14 protein-coding genes are annotated in these 14393 nt (G+C 68.9%); 4 read left to right on the top strand and 10 right to left on the bottom strand.

All coding sequences use genetic code 11. From position 1 onward, the window contains the following. The first annotated feature begins 1 nt into the window (after position 1). Positions 2-859 carry a hypothetical protein gene (locus tag AB0E69_RS17340; protein WP_360146093.1) on the top strand — a complete coding sequence of 286 codons (858 nt, stop codon included), beginning with the start codon at positions 2-4 and terminating at the stop codon, positions 857-859. Here the strand turns inward: AB0E69_RS17340 and AB0E69_RS17335 are convergent. The 4 genes from AB0E69_RS17335 to AB0E69_RS17320 all read right to left on the bottom strand — a co-directional run bounded on the left by AB0E69_RS17335 (position 813) and on the right by AB0E69_RS17320 (position 6300). Beyond that, positions 813-1844 carry a LacI family DNA-binding transcriptional regulator gene (locus AB0E69_RS17335; RefSeq protein WP_360146090.1) on the bottom strand — a complete coding sequence of 344 codons (1032 nt, stop codon included), beginning with the start codon at positions 1842-1844 and terminating at the stop codon, positions 813-815. The genes AB0E69_RS17340 and AB0E69_RS17335 overlap by 47 nt on opposite strands. A 28-nt stretch (positions 1845-1872) precedes the next feature. Then, a complete protein-coding gene (locus AB0E69_RS17330; protein WP_360146087.1) occupies positions 1873-3567 on the bottom strand; it encodes a ribonuclease J in 1695 nt (564 codons plus the stop codon). Continuing rightward, entirely contained in the window at positions 3564-4478 is a 915-nt protein-coding gene (dapA, locus tag AB0E69_RS17325; protein WP_360146084.1) for a 4-hydroxy-tetrahydrodipicolinate synthase, read from the bottom strand. The genes AB0E69_RS17330 and dapA overlap by 4 nt, the downstream gene beginning before the upstream one ends. 1015 nt (positions 4479-5493) lie before the next feature. Further along, complete coding sequence (locus AB0E69_RS17320; protein ID WP_360146081.1) at positions 5494-6300, bottom strand: metal-dependent hydrolase; 807 nt, start codon at positions 6298-6300, stop codon at positions 5494-5496. A gap of 107 nt (positions 6301-6407) precedes the next feature. Here AB0E69_RS17320 and argG point away from each other — a divergent pair, with 107 nt between their 5' ends. Further along, complete coding sequence (argG, locus tag AB0E69_RS17315; protein ID WP_360146078.1) at positions 6408-7841, top strand: argininosuccinate synthase; 1434 nt, start codon at positions 6408-6410, stop codon at positions 7839-7841. 520 nt (positions 7842-8361) lie between these two features. On the opposite strand, the gene paaE is transcribed toward argG, so the two are convergent. The 5 genes from paaE to paaA are packed head-to-tail and all read right to left on the bottom strand — an operon-like array spanning position 8362 to position 11856. After that, complete coding sequence (gene paaE / locus AB0E69_RS17310) at positions 8362-9447, bottom strand: 1,2-phenylacetyl-CoA epoxidase subunit PaaE (RefSeq protein ID WP_360146075.1); 1086 nt, start codon at positions 9445-9447, stop codon at positions 8362-8364. After that, on the bottom strand, positions 9448-9930 hold the full coding sequence (gene paaD / locus AB0E69_RS17305) for a 1,2-phenylacetyl-CoA epoxidase subunit PaaD (protein ID WP_360146072.1): 483 nt from the start codon (positions 9928-9930) through the stop codon (positions 9448-9450). Next, entirely contained in the window at positions 9924-10658 is a 735-nt protein-coding gene (gene paaC / locus AB0E69_RS17300; RefSeq protein ID WP_360146069.1) for a 1,2-phenylacetyl-CoA epoxidase subunit PaaC, read from the bottom strand. The genes paaD and paaC overlap by 7 nt, the downstream gene beginning before the upstream one ends. Then, positions 10655-10936 carry a 1,2-phenylacetyl-CoA epoxidase subunit PaaB gene (gene paaB, locus AB0E69_RS17295; protein WP_360146066.1) on the bottom strand — a complete coding sequence of 94 codons (282 nt, stop codon included), beginning with the start codon at positions 10934-10936 and terminating at the stop codon, positions 10655-10657. The genes paaC and paaB overlap by 4 nt, the downstream gene beginning before the upstream one ends. Beyond that, positions 10933-11856, bottom strand: coding sequence for a 1,2-phenylacetyl-CoA epoxidase subunit PaaA (paaA, locus tag AB0E69_RS17290; RefSeq protein WP_360146063.1), 924 nt, complete (start codon positions 11854-11856; stop codon positions 10933-10935). The genes paaB and paaA overlap by 4 nt, the downstream gene beginning before the upstream one ends. A gap of 160 nt (positions 11857-12016) precedes the next feature. Here paaA and AB0E69_RS17285 point away from each other — a divergent pair, with 160 nt between their 5' ends. Both AB0E69_RS17285 and AB0E69_RS17280 read left to right on the top strand, forming a co-directional pair. Beyond that, positions 12017-13204 (top strand): DUF418 domain-containing protein, encoded by a 1188-nt coding sequence (locus tag AB0E69_RS17285; protein WP_360146060.1) that lies wholly within the window; start codon positions 12017-12019, stop codon positions 13202-13204. A gap of 18 nt (positions 13205-13222) precedes the next feature. Then, positions 13223-13837 carry a GNAT family N-acetyltransferase gene (locus AB0E69_RS17280; RefSeq protein WP_360146057.1) on the top strand — a complete coding sequence of 205 codons (615 nt, stop codon included), beginning with the start codon at positions 13223-13225 and terminating at the stop codon, positions 13835-13837. Here the strand turns inward: AB0E69_RS17280 and AB0E69_RS17275 are convergent. After that, positions 13811-14365 (bottom strand): DinB family protein, encoded by a 555-nt coding sequence (locus AB0E69_RS17275; RefSeq protein ID WP_360146054.1) that lies wholly within the window; start codon positions 14363-14365, stop codon positions 13811-13813. The genes AB0E69_RS17280 and AB0E69_RS17275 overlap by 27 nt on opposite strands. Between the last annotated feature and the right edge of the window lie 28 nt (positions 14366-14393).

The raw sequence follows: 14393 nt of genomic DNA, 5'->3' as shown, positions 1-14393 counted from the left end.
CATGTGGTGGGGGCTGACGTGTGCGCTGGCGGCGGCGGTCGCCTACGGCCTGGCCTCGGTGCTGCAGGCCGCGGCGGCCGCTTCGGACACGTCGTCCGACGTCAGCGCGCAGAAGGTCGTCATCCGGCCCCGGTTCCTGCTCGGCATCGGGCTGGACGTCGTCGGCTTCGCCTTGCAGATGGTTGCCTTGCAGGTGCTGCCGCTGTTTGTGGTCCAGTCCGCACTGGCGGCCAGCCTGGCGGTGACCGCGGTGGCGGCGCTGACACTGGGCGTCAGGCTGGGCCAGCGGGAGTGGCTGGCGGTCGGGGCGGTCTGTCTCGGGCTGGGTCTGCTCGGCGTCTCGGCCAGCAGCGAGGGCAGCACCACGGTCGGGCACCGCTTCCACCTGATGCTGATCGCTGCGGTGGCGCTGCTCGCCATCGCGACGGCCTCGCTGCGCATCGTGCCCCGGCGGCTGCACACGCCGCTCCTCGGGCTGATCGCCGGGCTCGGGTTCGGGGTCGTCGCCATCTCGGGGCGGACCATTCCCAGCCTCAAGCCGGCGGAGCTCATCACCCAGCCGGCCACCTACACGGCCATCGTCGGCGGCGCACTGGCGATGCTCTGCTACGCCGCGGCGCTCCAGCGCGGTGGCGTCACGACAGCGACCGCGATGCTGGTCGTCGGCGAGACCGTCTTCCCCGCGCTCGTGGGACTCGTGGCCCTCGGCGATCGGCCGCGGGCCGGCTACAGCGTTGTGGCTGTCATCGGATTCGCGCTCGCGGTCGCGGCTGCGTTGCTGCTGGCCCGCTTTGGCGAGCCCGCCCGAACGGTCAGCTCGGCGGCGGGATCTCCCCCGAGCCACGAATCGTCAGCTTGACCGGGACCCGGACGGTTCGGCCCGGCCGGTGCGGCTCGGGAAGCCGCTCGGTCATCAGCTGGATCGCGGTCCGCGCCATCACGTCGGCGGACTGCGCGACCGCGGTCAGGCCGGGGCTGAGCAGGTCGCCGAGGGCCAGGTCGTCGAACGACACCAGCGCCACCTGATCTCGCCGGCCGGCGAGCCCACGCAGTACCTCTGCCGTCGTCATGTTGTTTGCCGAGAGCAACGCGGTGGCCGGCTCGGGCCGGTCGAGGACGGCCGAGAGCGTGATGCCGATGCCTTCGGTGGTCGGCTCGGACAGGTGCACCAGGTCCTCGTCGACCTCGATCCGATGCCGGGCCATCGCCGCCCGATAGGCGACCACGCGCTCCCGGGCGGTGAAGATCCGCTCGTCGTCACCGAGGTACGCGATCCGGCGGTGGCCCTGGCGGACCAGGTGGTCGATCGCCTGGTCGATGCCGCCGGCGTTGTCCGCGAGTACGGCGTCCGCCTCGATGCCGTGCGCGGGACGGTCGATCGTGACGACCGCCATCCCGGCGTCGACGTGCGGCGCGAGGTACTCCTGGGTCTCACCGATCGGCGCCATGATCAGCGCGTCCGGCCGGCGGGCGACGAACTCCAGGCAGACGTCCCGCTCGCGCTCCGGGTCCTCGTCGGTCAGCCCGATCATCACGACCGAACCGGACGTCCGGGCCCACAGCTCGACCGCCCGGCCGAGCGAGGCGAAGAACGGGTCGCCGATGTCGCGGATCACCACGGCGATGGTCCCGGTCTTGCCGCGGCGCAACATCCGGGCGCTCTCGTTCGGCGTGTAGTTGAGGTCCTTGATCGCGGCCTGGACCTTCGCGGTCAGCTCCGGGCTGACGTTCGGCTCCTCGTTGACCACCCGGGAGACGGTCTTCAGTGCGACCCCCGCCCGGGCGGCAACCTCTTTCATGGTGGGCCGGCGCTGCCCAACGCCATTCGTCCCGTTGATCGTCATCGCCGGCCTCTCTCCCCTGTAGCTCAGCTCAGCTTTCCACGACGACCGGGATGATCATCGGGCGGCGGCGGTGGGTGTCACTGACCCACTTGCCCACCACCCGGCGGATCACCTGCTGCAGCTGGTACATGTCGTCCACGCCGCCGCCGATCGCCTTCTCGATCTCCGCCTCGATCTTCGGCTTCAGGTCGTCGAAGACAGTGTCGTCCTCGGCGAACCCGCGCGCCTGGATCTCCGGACCGGCGGTCAACTTGCCGGTGACAGAGTCCATCACGGCGATCACCGAGATGAAACCCTCGTCGCCGAGAATCCGCCGGTCCTTCAGCGAGGTCTCGGTGATGTCGCCCACAGTCGAGCCGTCCACGAAGACGTACCCGCAGTCGACCTTGCCGGCCACGACCGCCTTGCCCTCGATCAGGTCGACCACCACGCCGTCCTCGACGACGACCACGTTCTCCGCCGGTACGCCGGTCTGGATCGCGAGGTCCGCGTTCGCGTGCAGGTGCCGTACTTCGCCGTGCACGGGCATCACGTTGCGCGGTTTGACGATGTTGTAGCAGTACAGCAGCTCGCCGGCACTGGCGTGACCGGACACGTGGACGAGGGCGTTGCCCTTGTGGATGACGTTCGCCCCGTGCCGGATCAGGCCGTTGATCACCCGGTACACCGAGTTCTCGTTGCCGGGGATCAGGGAGGACGCCAGTACGACGGTGTCGCCGCGCTGGAGGTGGACGACGTTGTGGTCGTTCGCCGCGATCCGGGACAGCGCCGACATCGGCTCGCCCTGCGAACCGGTGGAGACGAGGACCACGCGCTCCGGCGGGTAGTCGTCCAGCTCACGCATGTCGATCAGCGTGTCGCCGGGGACAGTCAGGAAGCCGAGGTCGCGGGCCACGCCCATGTTGCGGACCATCGAGCGGCCGACGTACGCCACCTTGCGGTTGTGCTTCACCGCCGCGTCCATGACCTGCTGGACGCGGTGCACGTGCGAGGCGAAGCAGGCCACGATGATGCGCTGGTTCCTCGCCTTGGTGAAGACCCGGTCCAGCACCGGGGCGATGTCGCGCTCGTGGGTGGTGAACCCCGGGACCTCGGAGTTCGTCGAGTCGACGCAGAACAGGTCCACGCCCTCCTCGCCGAGCCGGGCGAACGCGCGCAGGTCGGTGATCCGGTTGTCCAGCGGCAACTGGTCCATCTTGAAGTCACCGGTGTGCAGGACCAGGCCGGCCGGGGTCCGGATCGCGACCGCGAGCGCGTCCGGGATCGAGTGGTTCACCGCGACGAACTCGCAGACGAACGGGCCGATCTGGAGCTTCTCGCCCTCGACCACGGTCTGCTGCGGCACGTTGCGGTGCCGGTGCTCCTTCAGCTTGCCCTCGAGCAGCGCGAGCGTGAGCTGCGACCCGACGATCGGGATGTCGCCCCGCTCACGCAGCAGGTAGGGCAACCCGCCGATGTGGTCCTCGTGGCCGTGCGTCAGGACGACCGCCACGACGTCGTCCAGCCGGTGCCGGATCGGTTCGAAGTCCGGCAGGATCAGATCCACGCCGGGCTGGTTCTCGTCCGGGAAGAGTACGCCGCAGTCCACGATCAGCAGCTTGCCGTCGTACTCGAACACGGTCATGTTCCGGCCGACCTCGCCGAGGCCGCCGAGCGGGATGACCCGCAAAGCGCCCGGAGCGAGGGGTCCGGGCGCGGAGAGATCTGGATGGGGATGGCTCATGCAATCAGTCCTGCCGTCTTGAGGTCGGTGGTGAGCCAGTCCACTTGCTCGGCGGTCGCCTCAACCAACGGCGACCGGAGCGTCGCGTGCTCGATGACGCCGGCCAGCTTGAGCGCGGCCTTCACCATGATGGCGCCCTGGGTCCTGGTCATGATCGTCTCGACGGCGGGCACCAGCCGTCGATCGATCTCCTGCGCGGTGGCGAGGTCGCCGGCCACCACGGCGTCGATCAGTTGCCGGTACTCCGGGCTCGCGACGTGCGCCACGACACTCGCAATACCGACGGCGCCGACCGCAAGCGAGGCGAGGTTCAGCTCGTCGGCACCGCAGTAGTAGAACAGATCGGTGTTCGCCAGCACCTTGGTGGTCCCGGCCAGGTCGCCCTTGGCGTCCTTCACCGCGACGATCCGGGCGTGCTCGGCGAGCGCGATCAGCGTGTCGGTCTTGATCTCGACCCCCGACCTGCTCGGGATGTCGTACAGCATGTTCGGCAGGCCGGTGGCGTCCGCGACCGCGGTGAAGTGCGCGCGGAGGCCCTCCTGCGGGGGCTTGTTGTAGTACGGCGTGACGACCAGCAGGCCGTCCGCACCGGCCGTCTCGGCCTGCTTCGCGCACTCGATCGTGTGCGCGGTGTCGTTGGTGCCGACGCCGGCGACCAGCTTGGCGCGGTCGCCCACCGCCTCCTTGACAGCCGCGATCAGCTGGACCTTCTCCTGGTCGGAGGTGGTCGGGGCCTCGCCGGTCGTCCCGTTCAGCACGAGCGCGTCGTTGCCGCGATCGACCAGGTAACCGGCGAGCTTCTGGGCGGCGTCGAGATCGAGCGAACCATCAGGCCGGAACGGCGTGACCATCGCGGTCGTCAGACGACCGAAGGGCAGCGCCCGTGCGGGGCTGGAAGCTGGCGAAGACATGAGGCTCAGAATATCGCTCTCACGCCTCGGAGATATGAGTAGGCCTGGTGGCTGTCCGCTCGGGGGTCCGGGCAGCCACCAGGCTCACTCGTCCTATCGGGCCGACCCAGGAGATCGTTACACCTTCCGCCAAAAAAATCCGGAAAAACTTCTGCGACCACGGACTGTTGATCAGCGGTGACTCTTGGTAGAGAAATCCGACTGACCCTGCCCGTTTCTACGCTTGCGCAACCGAGCGAAGGACAGCCTATGTCGTATCCGCCGGCAGGCGCCCCGAACCGGTCCGGCGTGCATTCCGTACTGCGGGCGATCGCCGAACACGCCGGGGATCCAGGACTTGCGGATCGGCCGGTACGGGTCGGGCGTAGGACCGGCGTCGCGCCAGATGGCTCCTACCGCATCTTCCGGCGCCACGCGCGACCGATCCAGGCCCTGGCCGCGGCGGCCGGGCGGCGGCCGGGTGGGCTGACCCGCCTCCGGGGCCGTCTCGCGCTGCGTGCCGTTGGCCGTGCGGTCGCGCAGCACGCCATGGCCGCTACCCAGCTGGGCGACAACGACCCAGCGCGACAGGCCACGGAGGCCACCATCGCCCGGGGTCTCCCGAAGGCCTGGACCGACGCCAACATCAATGAGGCCGTCAGCACACTGCCCTGGGCCCAGGCGGCCGGACGGATCAAGTCGTCCACCTGGGAGCCGGCCGTCGACCGCAGCATTCACGATCAGCTCGCGGTCGACGCGCTGGCCGACAAGCTCGGCGAGACCTCAGGACTGAGTAGGGCCGAGGCGCTCCAACGACTGTTGCGTAGCGGGGAGCGGACACAGGAGGCGGTGTCAATCGCGACGGGTCAGCCCAGCTCGGTAGGACCTGAGCAGGATCCCCTGCGGCGTCAGGCCGGCCTCGAACTCGCCAGGAACTTCCAGCGTACGGCGAACCCAGCAACCGGCCGACTGTCTACGGGCCGGGTCGGAACGGACAGGAGAACGGCCGTTGACATCACCTGGCATCTGTCCGGGCTCAGTGACCCGCTAGCCAGATCGAGGTGTTGTCGAAGACCTGCTGGACGGTCTGGAGGCCGCCTGGAAGCAGGAGCACGCCGGCGACCACCAGGGTGGGCACGACCAGAAAATGCTCGACCCAACTTCCGGTGCGGAAGCGGAGCAGTCTGGGGAGGCGGAGCTCGTACCAGGTCTCGCCGCGGATCGGCAGCGGCCAGAGCCAGGGGCAGCCGGAGCGGGTGAGGCTGTCGCCGAGACAGTGCACGAACATGCCGAGCGCTACCGCTACACCGATCCAGCCACCGATCTGGCTGAGGCCGTGCTGTACGGCGTCTGCTGGGCCTGGCAGGGCCGTCGAGGGACCGAACACGGACCAGCCGGCGGCAGCTAACACGGCTAGGACGATCCAGTCGCCCAGGACGTCGGCTGCCAGCACCAGACCGGTCACCGCGACCGCCAGCACCGCCCACTTGCCCCGGTCGCCCAGGCTGGCCGCCAGCATCCCCAGCAGGATCGCCGCCACCAGCGTGTGCGTCGCATGCCGATGCTTCCCAGCGGTGTCCTCGTCTCGCGGCCCCTTGGTCAGCCGGTAAAGCACCCCGCTGAACGCCCGCACCACCGCGGACACAGCCTCGGTCAACGGCCCCAGCAACCGCGAGGCACTGGCTCCCGGGTGATCCAGATCCGGCACCAACGCATAGCCGGCAGTAGCAGCCGCAAACGGCACCACCTCGGTCCACGAGGTCAGCCCGACGAGCGGTGCCACCACCAACCCGGCGCACCACCCCGACAGCGCATGCGACCGCCCCATCATCCGACGCCTCACCCCTCCTGATGAGCTTCCATCCTCTCCCACCACTCACACCGGTCACACCAGCCACGCTGGTTGAGCACGACTTTGCATAATCATTCAGGGTGGTGCATACTTTTCCTGTGTCCAAGGTGCTTACTTCTTTGCCGGTTGGTGAGCGGGTCGGGATTGCCTTCTCCGGGGGTCTCGACACGTCGGTCGCGGTTGCGTGGATGCGGGACAAGGGGGCGGTGCCGTGCACGTACACGGCTGACATCGGGCAGTACGACGAGCCCGACATCGCCTCGGTGCCCGCGCGTGCGACGGCGTACGGCGCGGAGATCACCCGCCTCGTCGACTGCCGCGCGGCGCTGGTCGAGGAAGGGCTGGCCGCGCTCGCGTGCGGGGCGTTCCACATCCGGTCGGCGGGGCGGACGTACTTCAACACCACCCCGATCGGTCGCGCGGTGACCGGCACGCTGCTGGTCCGGGCGATGCTCGACGACGACGTACAGATCTGGGGTGACGGGTCGACGTTCAAAGGCAACGACATCGAGCGCTTCTACCGGTACGGCCTGCTCGCGAACCCGCAGCTGCGGGTCTACAAGCCGTGGCTGGACGCGCAGTTCGTGCACGAGCTCGGCGGCCGCAAGGAGATGTCGGAGTGGCTGGTCGCGCACGGGCTGCCGTACCGCGACTCCACCGAGAAGGCGTACTCGACCGACGCGAACATCTGGGGCGCCACCCACGAGGCGAAGACGCTCGAGCACCTCGACACCGGGGTCGAGACGGTCGACCCGATCATGGGCGTCGCGCACTGGGACCCGGCGGTCGTCATCGAGGCCGAGGACGTGACGATCGGGTTCGAGCAGGGCCGGCCGGTGACGATCAACGGCAAGGAGTTCGGCTCGGCGGTCGACCTGGTGCTGGAGGCGAACGCGATCGGCGGCCGGCACGGTCTCGGCATGTCGGACCAGATCGAGAACCGGGTGATCGAGGCGAAGTCGCGGGGCATTTACGAGGCGCCCGGGATGGCGTTGCTGCATGCGGCGTACGAGCGTCTGGTGAACGCGATCCACAACGAGGACACGCTGGCGAGCTACCACACCGAGGGGCGGAAGCTAGGGCGGCTGATGTACGAAGGTCGTTGGCTCGACCCACAGTCGCTGATGATCAGGGAGTCGCTGCAGCGGTGGGTCGGTACGGCGGTCACCGGGTCGGTGACGTTGCGGCTGCGGCGCGGCGAGGACTACTCGATCCTCGACACCACGGGGCCGGCGCTGAGCTACCACCCCGACAAGCTGTCGATGGAGCGGATCGAGGACTCAGCCTTCGGCCCGGTGGACCGGATCGGTCAGCTGACCATGCGGAACCTGGACATCGCGGATTCGCGGGCCAAGCTGGAGCAGTACGCCGGGCTCGGCATGTTCGGCTCGTCCAACCCGGCGCTGGCCTCCTCAACCAACCTCATCGGCGAACTCCCCACCGGCGGCGCCGAAGCCATCGCCTCCCGCGGCGCAGCCACCGAAGAAGACGTCCTACTGGACCGCGCCGCCATGGAATCCGGCACCGACTAACCCACAGCCCGGTCTCCTCGAGATGGGAGACCGGGCTGCTGTCTTTTGCTGGCGGTACGGCTTGAAAGCAGCCGAACCTGAGCGCCGATCCTGCACCCCTGGCCAACCGTTTGCCTGCGCGGCCGGGCGGCTTTGCCTTGACCACCTACGCTGCGGCCGAAACCGAAGTCCCCACGAGCCCGGCTACCGGTGGTCGGGTTCGGCGGGGGTTCGGCGGCGGCTTGTCGGTGCGGCCGGGCGGCTTTGCTTTCACCACCTAGGCTGCGGCCGAAAACGAAGGACCACAGGAGCCCGCCTGCTGAGGGTTGGGTTGGGTCGGCGCCCAGGCGGCCGTTGGTCCGTGCGGCCGGGTGACTTCGTTTGCACCAGCTACGCTGCGGCCGAAAGCCGAAGTACCAGAGGAGGCTGCCTACTGGGGTTGGGTCCGGCGGCCGCCAGCCGATTCCCTGCCCTGGCTTTTCTGCCCGCACTGTCTTTCCTGCCTGCACTGCCTTCCGTGCACTGGCTGGGCTGGGTTGGGTTAGGCGTCGTAGTCGAGGGTTACTTGGGGGGTGGTGGGGTGGGATTGGCAGGTTAGGACGTAGCCGGCTCGGAGTTCGTCGGGTTCTAGGGCCCAGTTGGTGTCCATGCGGACCTTGCCTTCGAGGACCTTGGCTCGGCAGGTGCCGCAGACGCCGCCTTTGCAGGCGAAGGGGGCGTCGGAGCGGACGGCCAGCGTGGCGTCCAGGACTGCTTTCGAGTGTTCGGCGAGGGGGAAGGTTGAGCGGCGGCCGTCGAGGATGACGGTGACCTGGGCGGCGTTTTCGTCGGTGGCGACCTCTTCGACGAGGGGCTTCGGGGCCTCGTCGCCTACGTGGAAGAGTTCGGCGTGAACGTGTTCGCGATGCACGCCCTCCGCGAGGAGGAGTTCCTGGGCGCCGATCACCATCGCGTACGGACCGCACAGGAACCACTCGTCGACCGAGTCCAGCGGGAGGATCGTCGAGAACATCCGCTGCAGCCGGTCCGCGTCGATGCGGCCGCTGAAGAGCTCGACCTCGGTGGTTTCGCGGGACAGGACGTGGACGAGGTGGAAGCGTTCGGCGTACCGGTCCTTCAGGTCGGCGAGCTCGTCGGCGAACATGACCGAGCCGGCGGTGCGGTTGCCGTAGAGCAGGGTGACGCGGCTCGCGGGCTCGACCGAGAGGATCGTGGCGACCAGCGAGAGGACCGGGGCGATGCCGCTGCCCGCCGCGACGAACGCGTAGTGGTTGGCGTTGGCCGGGTCGAAGGTGGTGCCGAAGCGGCCGAGCGGGGTCATCACCTCGAGCTCGTCGCCGATCTTGAGTTCGTTGGCGGCGTACGCCGAGAACTCGCCGCCGGGGATGCGCTTCACGCCGATCCGCAGGATGCCGGAGCCGGCCGGGGAGCAGATCGAGTAGCTGCGGCGGACCTCCTCGCCGGCACGGCGGATGGTGAGGTGCTGGCCTGCGGTGAACTCGTACTCCCCCGCCAGGTCGGCCGGCACCTCGAAGGTGATCGCGACCGAGTCGTCGGTGATCGCGTCGATCGCCCGCACCTTGAGGGGGTGGAAGGTGGCGCGTCGTCTGGGGGGCGCGGTCGTCATCTAGATCGCCTTGAAGTGGTCGAAGGGCTCTTTGCAGGCGTTGCAGCGCCAGAGGGACTTGCAGGAGGTGGAGCCGAAGTGGCTGAGCTCTGTCGTGTCCGGGGAACCGCAGAGGGGGCAGCGAATGCTCAACTTGAGCAGGATCGGACCGCCGGCCGGGCTGCCTGTGCTGGGGGGTGGGGCTATGCCGTACTCGAGGAGCTTGGTTTTGCCGGAGTCTGTCATCCAGTCGGTGGTCCAGGGGGGTGAGAGGACCGTTTCCACCCGGCCGTCTACGTGCAGGGACTGGAGCGTCAGTTCTACCTCGTGGCGGATGAGGTCCATGGCGGGGCAGCCGGAGTACGTCGGGGTGATGGTGACGACTACCTGGTCCGCCTCGTGGTGGAGGCCGCGGAGGACGCCCAGGTCGGCGATGGTGAGGACGGGGACCTCAGGGTCGGGGACCTCGCCGACGGCTTCGAGGATCTCGGCGTCGGTCACCATGTCGCACCTGGGTGGGAGCGGGCTACATGCTGGAGCTCAGCGAGCAGGTACCCCATGTGCTCGGTATGGCGACCGCTGCGACCACCTGTGTGCTGGTACGTCGACGACGGTCGCCCACACGTGGACTGGTCGATGACGTCGAGGACCCGATCGGTCCAAGCACCCCGAAGCGAAGAAGGATCGACGGCGACGGACAGGCGTTGCACCAGCTCGTCGGACTCGAAGAGCTCCGCCGTGTAGGGCCACAGCGCATCCAGCCCCGCCTGCATGCGCGCATGGCTCTCGTCGGTCCCGTCGCCCAGCCGCAGGACCCACTGAGTCGCGTGGTCGACGTGGTACGCGACCTCCTTCACCGCCTTCCCCGCCACCCCCGCCAGCGTCTCGTCGGCGCAGGTCCGCAGCTCGTCGTACAGCAGGTGCTGGTACGTCGCGAAGTACAGCAGCCGCGCCATCGCGTGGCCGAAGTCGCCGTTCGGCAGCTCGCACAGCTGCACGTTCACGAACTCCCGCTCGTCCCGGAAGTACGCCAGCGCGTCCTCGGTCCGCCCGGACAGCGACCCGGCGTACTGCAGCAGCGACCGCGCCTGCCCGAGCTGATCCAGGCCGATGTTGCCGAGGGCAACGTCCTCCTCGAGCTGCGGCGCGGCGGCGATCCACTCGGCGGTCCGCTGCGCCGCGATCAGCGCGTCGTCACCGAGCCGGAGGGCGTACGCAACGAGGTCGTTCACAGGTGCTCGACACCTTCCGGGACCTGGTAGAACGTCGGGTGCCGGTAGACCTTGTCGCCGGCCGGGTCGAAGAACTCGTCTTTCTCGTCGGGCGAGGACGCGGTGATGTCGGCCGCCCGCACGACCCAGATCGACACGCCTTCCTGCCGTCGCGTGTACACGTCCCGCGCGTTCCGCAACGCCATGGTCGCGTCCGGAGCGTGCAGACTCCCCACATGCGTGTGCGACAGGCCGCGCCGCGACCGCACGAACACCTCCCACAGCGGCTCGACACTCATGCGACAGCCTCCGTCGAGCGAGGAGCCTGCTTGGCCGCGTACGCCGCAGCCGCCTCGCGCACCCAGGCCCCGTCCTCGTGCGCCTTCACCCGATGCGCCAGCCGCTGCGCGTTACACGGCCCGTTGCCCTTCACCACGTCGTACAGCTCCGTGTAGTCAGGCTCGGTGAACCGGTAGTGCCCGTCCTCGTACACCAGTCCGTCGTCAGGGACACGCAACCCCAGTACGTCGGCCTGCGGCACGGTCATGTCGACGAACCGCTGCCGCAGCTCGTCGTTGCTGTGCCGCTTGATCCCCCACGCCATCGACTGCTCGGAGTGCGTCGACGCCGCGTCCGGCGGACCGAACATCATCAGCGACGGCCACCACCAGCGGTCCAGCGCGTCCTGCGCCATCGCCTTCTGCGCCTCGGTGCCGTTGCACAGCGTGTAGAGGATCTCGAACCCCTGCCGCTGGTGGAACGACTCCTCCTTGCACACCCGGACCATGGCCCGCGCGTACGGCCCGTACGAGCACCGGCACAGCGGAACCTGGTTGACGATCGCGGCGCCGTCCACCAGCCAGCCGATCGCGCCGATGTCGGCCCAGGTCAGCGTCGGGTAGTTGAAGATACTGGAGTACTTCTGCCGCCCGCTGTGCAGCAGGTCGAGCAGGTCGGCGCGGTCCACGCCGAGCGTCTCGGCCGCGGCGTACAGGTACAGCCCGTGGCCGGCCTCGTCCTGCACCTTGGCCATCAGGATCGCCTTCCGGCGCAGCGACGGCGCCCGGCTGATCCAGTTGCCCTCCGGCTGCATGCCGATGATCTCGGAGTGCGCGTGCTGCGCGATCTGCCGGACGAGGGTCTTGCGGTACCCCTCCGGCATCGCGTCCCGCGGCTCGATCCGGCCGTCGGCGTCGATGGTCGCCTGGAAGCTGTCCATGCCGTCAGCATATGTGACACTTTTTCTCAGAATCAACGTCAGGTGTCACAAAGGTGGTGATGGACCCACCGCCGGAGTGGGTTCAGCCCACTGGGTGGGGCGGCTGCGGCAGGCGAGGATCGAGTTAACAGTTCAAGGCCTGCACAGTTTTGGAGATCTCGTGACCAGCACCCAGACCCTCCCGGCCGTCGACCACCGCGGCCCGGTCACCGGCAAGGAACGCGCGCTCGCCCCGGACCTGATCCGCGGCGCGATGCTGCTGCTGATCGGCCTCGCGAACAGCGCGAACTTCGCGTTCGCCGGCCAGCCCGGCGTGGCGACCTCCCCGCACGGCTTCGAACGCGTGCTCAACCTCCTCAAACTTACCTTCGTCGACGCCCGTGCCTACCCGGTCTTTGCGGTGATGTTCGGCTACGGCCTGGTCCAGCTCGCCCGGCGGCAGCGCGCCTCCGGTGCGACGCCAGGTGCGGTCCGCCGGATCCTGCTCAAGCGCAACGCCTGGCTGATCGCCTTCGGCGTGGCCCACGCGACCTTGCTGTACTTCGGCGACTTCCTCGGGGCCTACGGCATCGTCGGCATCATCTGCACGCTGTTCCTGCTGAACCGTGGCGACAAGTTCCACCGGATCATCGTCCGCATCTGGGTGTTCGAGATCTGCTACGTCCTCTTCACTGCCGCCCAGGCCGTGGTCGCCGTACTCACCAGCGACGGTCCGGCGCACCAGCTCACCAACGAGCCCAACCCCTCGCTGGCTGCCACGTCGTACGGCGCCAGCGTGGTCGCCCGGCTGCACGAGTACCCGCTGCACACCGCCACCGTGGTCGGCTTCATCATGGTCGTCTGGCTCGGCATCTGGGCCGCCCGCAAGCAGATCCTCGAGCACCCGGCCGCGCACAAGACCCTGCTGACCCGGGTAGCGGTCGTCGCACTCGGCATCACCTTCCTGGGCGGGCTGCCGCTCGCACTGGTCGGCGCCGACGTGCTCCACGTCGACCAGGACGCCGTCAACGCGCTCAGCACCCTCTCGCACATCAGCGGCATGTTCGGTGGCCCCGGGTACGTCGCCCTGTTCGGTCTGCTCGTCGCTCGTATCAGCAAGCTCTCCCTGCCGGTCCGTGCGATCTCCGCCCTCGGCCAGCGCTCGCTCTCGGGGTACCTGTTCCAGTCGGTCAGCTGGATGGTCCTGCTCGCGCCCTTCACGCTGGACCTCCGGCTCGGCAGTACGGCGTACACCGCGGCGCTGATCGCGATCGGCGTCTGGGTCACCTCGGTGCTCGGGGCGTACGCGATGAGCAAGCGGTCGTACCGCGGTCCGGCCGAGACCCTGCTGCGGCGTCTCGTCTACTGACTTGGGAGGATGACGTCCATGAGCGACTTCGGCGTACCGGAACCCGCCAACCTGTCCGATCTGTCGGGTCCGTCCGACGGCGCGACCCCGGTGGCGGAGACGAGCGTCCGGCTCGCGCTCCCCGCCGAGGCGAACGCCATCGGCGAGATCCAGGTCGCGGCGTGGCGGGTTGCGTACGCGGGCCTGCTGCCGGCCGAGGTCCTTGCCGATCTGAACCCGGCGCAGTTCGCGGCTCAGTGGCGGGCCGCCCTGCTCGCGCCGGGTGAGGCACGCAACCGGGTGCTGGTGGCCCTGGCCGGACGGACCCTGGTCGGCTTCGCGGCCATCACCCCCTCGGACGACCCGGACGCCGACCCGCAGCGCGACGCCCTGGTCGCCGAGCTCGCGGTCAAGCCCGAGGCCACCCGGAACGGGCACGGCTCGCGGCTCCTCAACGCGGTCGTCGACACGGTCCGCGCCGACGGGTTCGGCCGGGTGACCGTGTGGGTGAACTCGACCGACGACGTACTCCGCGCCTTCTACACCGAAGCCGGCTGGGCCCCGGACAGCGCGCACCGCGAGCTCGACCTGTACGGCGACGAGTCCGTCCGGATCAAGCAGATCCGGCTACACGCCGACCCCAGCCCGATGTAGGTCCCGCAGTACGCCGATCTCCCCGCCGTGATGCATGACCTCCCGGTTGATGTGGGTGATCAGACCGAGCATCGGGTCGTCGGCGAAGTACGCACCTCGCGGTCCGAGCGGCTGCCACAGCTGGTCCTTGTCGAGCGCCCGGATCGCGTCGTGCCACCGGGTGTACCAGTGCTGCAGGAACTCCAGCCCTTCGTCCGCGGTCCGTGGTAACTCGGCCGGGACGTGCCGCGGGTCGAACATGTCCGCGTTGTCCGGGTTGTCGGCGAAGAAGGTGTTCACCCGGATCGCGAAGCAGCCCACGCCGATGTGCACCATCCGCCAGGCGATCGTGGTCATCGGCTCCGGGTCCGGCACCGGATCCGCGAGCTCGTAGACCATCTGTCCGCTGCCGTCCGGGCGGACCGACCACATGCCCGCGGCCGGCTCCCAGAAGAACTCCTCGTCGGTCAGCCCCTGCAGCCGCGGCCACAGGTGCATGTCCCAGTAGAACTCGAGCTGCCCGATCAGCAAGTCGCCACAGTGCGCCATACCGAGGACCTTACGACCGGGCTCGGAC

Origin of the sequence: Kribbella sp. NPDC026611 (assembly GCF_040638345.1) — a bacterium.
GTDB lineage: Bacteria > Actinomycetota > Actinomycetes > Propionibacteriales > Kribbellaceae > Kribbella.
The sequence above is the reverse complement of the archived record's forward strand: the minus strand, read 5'-3'. Positions and strand labels throughout refer to the sequence as shown.

What these genes read in the sequence shown, in the direction of transcription:
- AB0E69_RS17340 (WP_360146093.1), top strand. Translation starts at nt 2, where the DNA reads ATGTGGTGGGGGCTGACGTGTGCGCTGGCGGCGGCGGTCGCCTACGGC.
- AB0E69_RS17335 (WP_360146090.1), bottom strand. Translation starts at nt 1,844, where the DNA reads ATGACGATCAACGGGACGAATGGCGTTGGGCAGCGCCGGCCCACCATG.
- AB0E69_RS17330 (WP_360146087.1), bottom strand. Translation starts at nt 3,567, where the DNA reads ATGAGCCATCCCCATCCAGATCTCTCCGCGCCCGGACCCCTCGCTCCG.
- dapA (WP_360146084.1), bottom strand. Translation starts at nt 4,478, where the DNA reads ATGTCTTCGCCAGCTTCCAGCCCCGCACGGGCGCTGCCCTTCGGTCGT.
- paaE (WP_360146075.1), bottom strand. Translation starts at nt 9,447, where the DNA reads ATGACGACCGCGCCCCCCAGACGACGCGCCACCTTCCACCCCCTCAAG.
- paaD (WP_360146072.1), bottom strand. Translation starts at nt 9,930, where the DNA reads ATGGTGACCGACGCCGAGATCCTCGAAGCCGTCGGCGAGGTCCCCGAC.
- paaB (WP_360146066.1), bottom strand. Translation starts at nt 10,936, where the DNA reads ATGAGTGTCGAGCCGCTGTGGGAGGTGTTCGTGCGGTCGCGGCGCGGC.
- paaA (WP_360146063.1), bottom strand. Translation starts at nt 11,856, where the DNA reads ATGGACAGCTTCCAGGCGACCATCGACGCCGACGGCCGGATCGAGCCG.
- AB0E69_RS17280 (WP_360146057.1), top strand. Translation starts at nt 13,223, where the DNA reads ATGAGCGACTTCGGCGTACCGGAACCCGCCAACCTGTCCGATCTGTCG.
- AB0E69_RS17275 (WP_360146054.1), bottom strand. Translation starts at nt 14,365, where the DNA reads ATGGCGCACTGTGGCGACTTGCTGATCGGGCAGCTCGAGTTCTACTGG.